This window comes from Bacillus sp. B2-WWTP-C-10-Post-4 (assembly GCF_009183805.1).
Lineage (GTDB): Bacteria > Bacillota > Bacilli > Bacillales > Bacillaceae_G > Bacillus_A > Bacillus_A cereus.
Genome location: NZ_WEII01000185.1, coordinates 1 through 4,914, shown reverse-complemented (window position 1 = coordinate 4,914; position 4,914 = coordinate 1). Strand labels below are relative to the sequence as shown.

The following is a 4,914-nucleotide window of genomic DNA, read 5'->3' as shown; positions in this document are numbered from 1 at the left end:
CTATATAGTTGAGAAGGAATGCTTAATAAAGAAAGAGGATCATGATGAAATATCAAACAATATTTCCCTCATTAAAAAAATCGCTTTTTATCTTTATCTTTTCTTTCAGTATGTTAATTTTCATACTCCCTGCCTCTACCTTGGCGAAATCCAATAACAAAACAAATCCTGTTACAAATTACTATGTATCTCCAACAGGAAATGACCTCAATCCCGGCACATTAGATCAACCTTTCGCTACCATTCAAAAAGCTGCTAACGTCGCTAAAGAAGGAAGTACAATCTACATAAGAGGCGGAGTTTATAACCAAAAGGTTCGTGTCGCTCGTTCTGGTGCCTCAGGCGCACCCATTACTTTTCAAAATTACCAGGATGAAAAAGTCATTCTCGATGGTTCTAAGGTCAAATTAGAAGATGATGGATTATTTACAATAGAAGACAAAAATTATATTCAAGTAAAGGGATTAGACCCTATGCACACAAAATTAGCAGTAGTCAGTGATGTAAATAGAAGCGGTTCAATCGTTCTAGCCGCAACTCCACCCTTAAAAGCATTGGGTGTAAAGAAGAATGTATGGTTTGGTATTTAAGAATGTAAATCAGACTGTATTTGGTACTATGGAACATTATCCCTTATATTTTTCATTCCTACTGCTACTTATGTTATTTCTAAATTAATATGTTCATAATTAAAAAAGAGGGTGCTCGCAGCTCCCTCTTTTTTTAGATAATTAAATATGCTCTCCATGATCCATAAACACTTCAATAGTTTCATTTTGTGATACGTCTTTTACATTAGTAAGACCAAAAGTAAAAACAGCGGATAACATCATCATTAATAAGATTGCTTTTTTCATTTTAGCGCCCTTCTTTCTATACTCTTTTTGTCTGCATCTAAAGCGATGTGTAAATACTTGCTGGCTTTTTCGTGATTTTCTGAACCATAGAATATATTACCTAAAAGATAAGCATATTCTTTTACCCAATCATATAATTCTTCTTTTTCAAAATACGAAATACCTTCCATGACCACCTTTTCTAATTCTTCTTGTGGTGCATAGTTATGTACTGCTTTTAAAATTTGAAAATGATGACGATAACATAAGTCACTAATCTTATAGCCATTCTCAATATATTCATTACCATTATGATTATGACCTAACTTAAAATGTTCTCTTGCTAAAAGAAACATCGTTTTAGCGTTGTTTTCTAGTGATTCCTCTAAATGCTTAATTGCTAACTCTGACATGTTTTGACTTGCATATAAAAGTCCTAAATTGTGCTTTACACGTTTAGTAAGACTTTCGTCATGAGATTTTTGGAAAGTACCCAATGCTGAAAGTAAATATTCCTCTGCACTTTCGAATTCATTTAGTCGAATGTGTGCCATCCCTAAAGTATTTAAGCATGCTGCAGTTTTTAATTCATACCCTGGACTAATTGAAAATACTTCATTTGCCTTCGTAGCAAATTGAACTGCTAGGATTGGTTTCAATATGTGATAGTAATGAACTGCAAGCCAATAATTAAATTCAGCTTTTTCGATTTCATCATGCATGTACTCTAAATACTTTTCAGCTTCTTCAAATTGCATTCTTGCTTCACTATGGTTTGCTGTATTAGTAGCATAAATTGCTTTAAATAAATGATGATAGTACTCTAAAAATGTTTCTGTAGACTCTTGTAATGGCTCAATTTTATCCAAAATATCTTTTGAACTATCCATATCACGAATTAGCAGATTATACCGTGCATTCAATAAAGCATAGTAGACTAATATTGTTTGGTCTTCCTTAATATTATTGATTTTATCTGCAATCTCTTCTTTTATTTTATTAGACTGTAATACACGTAGTGAAATTATAGCTTGATACCAGTCGTTTAATAATTTTGTGATTTCTTCTTTAGACATAATTTCAACATTCATATACGCTACCCCCTTTTGTTAAATGTTACCACAACATACTTGTTTATATAAATGATTTTTCGAATATTAAAACTTGATAAACTTTTTTGAATACTTATATTAAACAATGTTAATTTCAGATTTATTGAACTACCCCCACTTTAAATAATTATCTGTTAATCTTACCAATCCAATTAGTACAACAGTTAACATGATACACAGGGAAGCTTTAATTGAATAGAAAACATATTTTGAATAACTTTCCTTAAAATTAGTATCAGTATCTCTCATTCCCTCGTCTACCGATTTTAATATCCATATTTCTTTAAGTACACGTATATATGATTTGATTTTATACGAAAAACCATGAATTATTAAAAATTTAGTTTCAGATAGAAGACGTAGACCATAGGAGTTGGTGTTTCTTAATCCAGAATACATTACTGGGTCTTTTTTTATTAGTACAAGATATAAATCGTCTGTTTGAATTATATAGTTGAGAAGGAATGCTTAATAAAGAAGGAGGATCATGATGAAATATCAAACAATATTTCCCCCATTAAAAAAATCACTTTTTATCTTTATCCTTTCTTTCAGTATGTTAATTTTCATACTCCCTGCCTCTACCTTTGCACAATCCAATGACAATGTAATTTCTGTTACAAATTACTATGTATCTCTAACAGGAAATGACCTCAATCCCGGTACATTAGATCAACCTTTTGCTACCATTCAAAAAGCTGCTAACGTCGCTAAAGAAGGAAGTACAATCTACATAAGAGGCGGAGTTTATAACCAAAAAGTTCGTGTCACTCATTCTGGTGCCTCAGGCGCACCCATTACTTTTCAAAATTACCAAGATGAAAAAGTCATTCTTGATGGTTCTAATGTCAAGTTAGAAGATGATGGGTTATTTACAATAGAAGACAAAAACTATATTCAAGTAAATGGATTAGAATTTCGTAACTTAAAGTCAACGAAAGTTAACGAAACCCCTATTGGTATTTATATCACTGGAACAGGAAGTTATATTGATATTAGAAATAATTATATCCATCACATTGAAGCGAATGTAAAGGATGGAAACGCACACGGTATTGCTGTATACGGTACTTCATCTAGTGCACAAAATAATCTAAATCATATTGTGATTGATAATAACGAAGTAGCTAATTTGAAATTAGGATTAAGTGAAGCCATTGCTGTGAATGGGAATGTAGATTCCTTTGAAGTTACCAATAACAAAGTACATGATAACAACAACATCGGAATTGTTCTGATTGGACATGAAGGCGTATCTTCAGTAGCTGCTTTAGATCAAGCACGGAATGGAGTTGTTCGTAATAACATTGTCCATCACAATTCATCCATTAATAATACTAGTTATAATGAATATTCAGCTGATGGTATTTACGTGGATGGCGGTAAGGAAATTATCATTGAGCAAAATCAAAGCTATGAAAACGACCTTGGTATTGAGGTGGCAAGCGAACATGCAGGAAAAAGCGCAAGCCAAATTACCGTTAGAGACAATACGATATCCAATAATATTATGAGTGGCATTGCAATTGGTGGATATGATAGTCAGCAAGGATATGCTGAAAATAACACAATTACGAACAATGTAATTTATAAAAATGATACAAAAGATCAAGAGAGTGGCCAAATCGAATTAAATTACGATACCCGGAACAATGTAATTACCAATAACCAAATCTATGCTAGTAACAGCCGTATTTTTATCAGCAATAATTTTAATAAAAACACTGGGAACAAATTGGATTACAATCATTACTATGGTGAATTCGATCAAAGTAATGGCTTATGGCAATGGAAAAGAAAAACGTATAAAGGATTTTCAACTTATCAAGCAAGGATGAGTCAAGAAGGAAATGAACAACATAGTGTATTTAGCAAAGTGTCTCCTTCATTCAAGCTTATTTTAAAATGAAGCAAATTTACTAAAACAGCTGTATCTTAGCTTATTTCATCTCCCCTCTTCTATAAAAGTGAACGTAGAGGAGCTATCAATCTCCATTATTAACATTACAATTGGCACCTTATATATATTGCATACAGATGTTTGCAGCTCTCTTTTATCTACAAACAAGGTATTCGCAAATTGATGTTGATTTGTAATGAAATTTAAACAAAAAACCACAAACCCATAGTTTATGGTAAACAAAAAGACTCCACTTTGAAAAAGGTTTAATCAAAATGGAGTCTTTTGTTAGAAATCTGCATTTAGTTTTTATAAAAAAGATTGTTCAAAGCTCATGAACATATCTATCATAATCATTTACTCATACATGAACTATTCTTCAAACCAAAACAGAACTTCAAGAGGTGCTTTTAAAACCTTCGCAATATCATAAGTAAGTTTGAAGGAAGGATTATATTTTCCATTTTCGAGATTGCCAATTGTTTCTCTTCTAACACCAACCTCCTTGGCTAAATCTTCTTGCGACATATTTAGCTTTACTCTATATTCTTTCATTCTAGTCTTAAGTGGCATCTTGCATTCCTTTCTTTTCTCTGCGCTCAAATATTTCTAAATTAATTATAAATGTGCCTAAAGGTATGAAAAATGAAATTATAACGAATAACCGAATTATATGTAAATTTTCTAATATAAAAACACTCAAAAGTAGTATACTTCCTAGTACTACTGCTACGAAAAAAGCCCTTGTAGCAGCGATACGAACATGTAGCATAAAAAGCTCATCTGGTACTACTTTTGCATATGCGAAAAAGAAAAAGAAACCGAAAAAATAATATGCCCATGAAATATTGCCTAAAAGTGTAAACGGACCTAAAAAACCCAAAAAACCGAGAAATCCTAAATAAGACAATTTATTTTTCATAAAAACCTCCATGTGATATATTTCGCTCTTTATGTTATGAATATATCACATTAAATTGAAAATAAAAAGGACTGAAAACAGTACAATTTTTATAAACGATACTTCTATTTAATAAAGAATACAACTTTATTAAATAGTAATAGT

At 31.5% G+C, this 4,914-nt stretch carries 5 protein-coding genes and 1 pseudogene; 2 read left to right on the top strand and 4 right to left on the bottom strand.

Going from position 1 to position 4,914, the window contains the following annotated elements; all coding sequences use genetic code 11:
- Window positions 1–44: 44 nt before the first annotated feature.
- Window positions 45–503, top strand: a pseudogene (locus GBN78_RS28460) (right-handed parallel beta-helix repeat-containing protein); the annotation flags it as partial.
- A gap of 228 nt (window positions 504–731) precedes the next feature.
- Here GBN78_RS28460 and GBN78_RS28455 read toward each other — a convergent pair.
- Together GBN78_RS28455 and GBN78_RS28450 are read right to left on the bottom strand one after the other, a co-directional pair.
- A complete protein-coding gene (locus tag GBN78_RS28455) occupies window positions 732–857 on the bottom strand; it encodes a hypothetical protein (RefSeq protein WP_000709205.1) in 126 nt (41 codons plus the stop codon).
- Entirely contained in the window at window positions 854–1,927 is a 1,074-nt protein-coding gene (locus tag GBN78_RS28450) for a response regulator aspartate phosphatase (RefSeq protein ID WP_152127965.1), read from the bottom strand. The genes GBN78_RS28455 and GBN78_RS28450 overlap by 4 nt, the downstream gene beginning before the upstream one ends.
- Before the next feature lie 511 nt (window positions 1,928–2,438).
- Here GBN78_RS28450 and GBN78_RS28445 point away from each other — a divergent pair.
- The gene (locus tag GBN78_RS28445) at window positions 2,439–3,857 is read left to right on the top strand and encodes a right-handed parallel beta-helix repeat-containing protein (RefSeq protein ID WP_152127964.1); all 1,419 of its coding nucleotides are present in this window, start codon (window positions 2,439–2,441) and stop codon (window positions 3,855–3,857) included.
- 363 nt (window positions 3,858–4,220) lie between these two features.
- On the opposite strand, the gene GBN78_RS28435 is transcribed toward GBN78_RS28445, so the two are convergent.
- Together GBN78_RS28435 and GBN78_RS28430 are read right to left on the bottom strand one after the other, a co-directional pair.
- Window positions 4,221–4,421: a helix-turn-helix transcriptional regulator gene (locus tag GBN78_RS28435; RefSeq protein ID WP_001128812.1), complete on the bottom strand. Its 201-nt coding sequence runs from the start codon at window positions 4,419–4,421 to the stop codon at window positions 4,221–4,223.
- The gene (locus tag GBN78_RS28430) at window positions 4,411–4,770 is read right to left on the bottom strand and encodes a DUF3796 domain-containing protein (protein WP_074642482.1); all 360 of its coding nucleotides are present in this window, start codon (window positions 4,768–4,770) and stop codon (window positions 4,411–4,413) included. The genes GBN78_RS28435 and GBN78_RS28430 overlap by 11 nt, the downstream gene beginning before the upstream one ends.
- Window positions 4,771–4,914: the final 144 nt, after the last annotated feature.

Excerpts from the sequence above, each read along its gene's own strand:
- GBN78_RS28455 (WP_000709205.1), bottom strand. The coding sequence starts at position 857 with ATGAAAAAAGCAATCTTATTAATGATGATGTTATCCGCTGTTTTTACT.
- GBN78_RS28450 (WP_152127965.1), bottom strand. The coding sequence starts at position 1,927 with ATGAATGTTGAAATTATGTCTAAAGAAGAAATCACAAAATTATTAAAC.
- GBN78_RS28445 (WP_152127964.1), top strand. The coding sequence starts at position 2,439 with ATGAAATATCAAACAATATTTCCCCCATTAAAAAAATCACTTTTTATC.
- GBN78_RS28435 (WP_001128812.1), bottom strand. The coding sequence starts at position 4,421 with ATGCCACTTAAGACTAGAATGAAAGAATATAGAGTAAAGCTAAATATG.
- GBN78_RS28430 (WP_074642482.1), bottom strand. The coding sequence starts at position 4,770 with ATGAAAAATAAATTGTCTTATTTAGGATTTCTCGGTTTTTTGGGTTTT.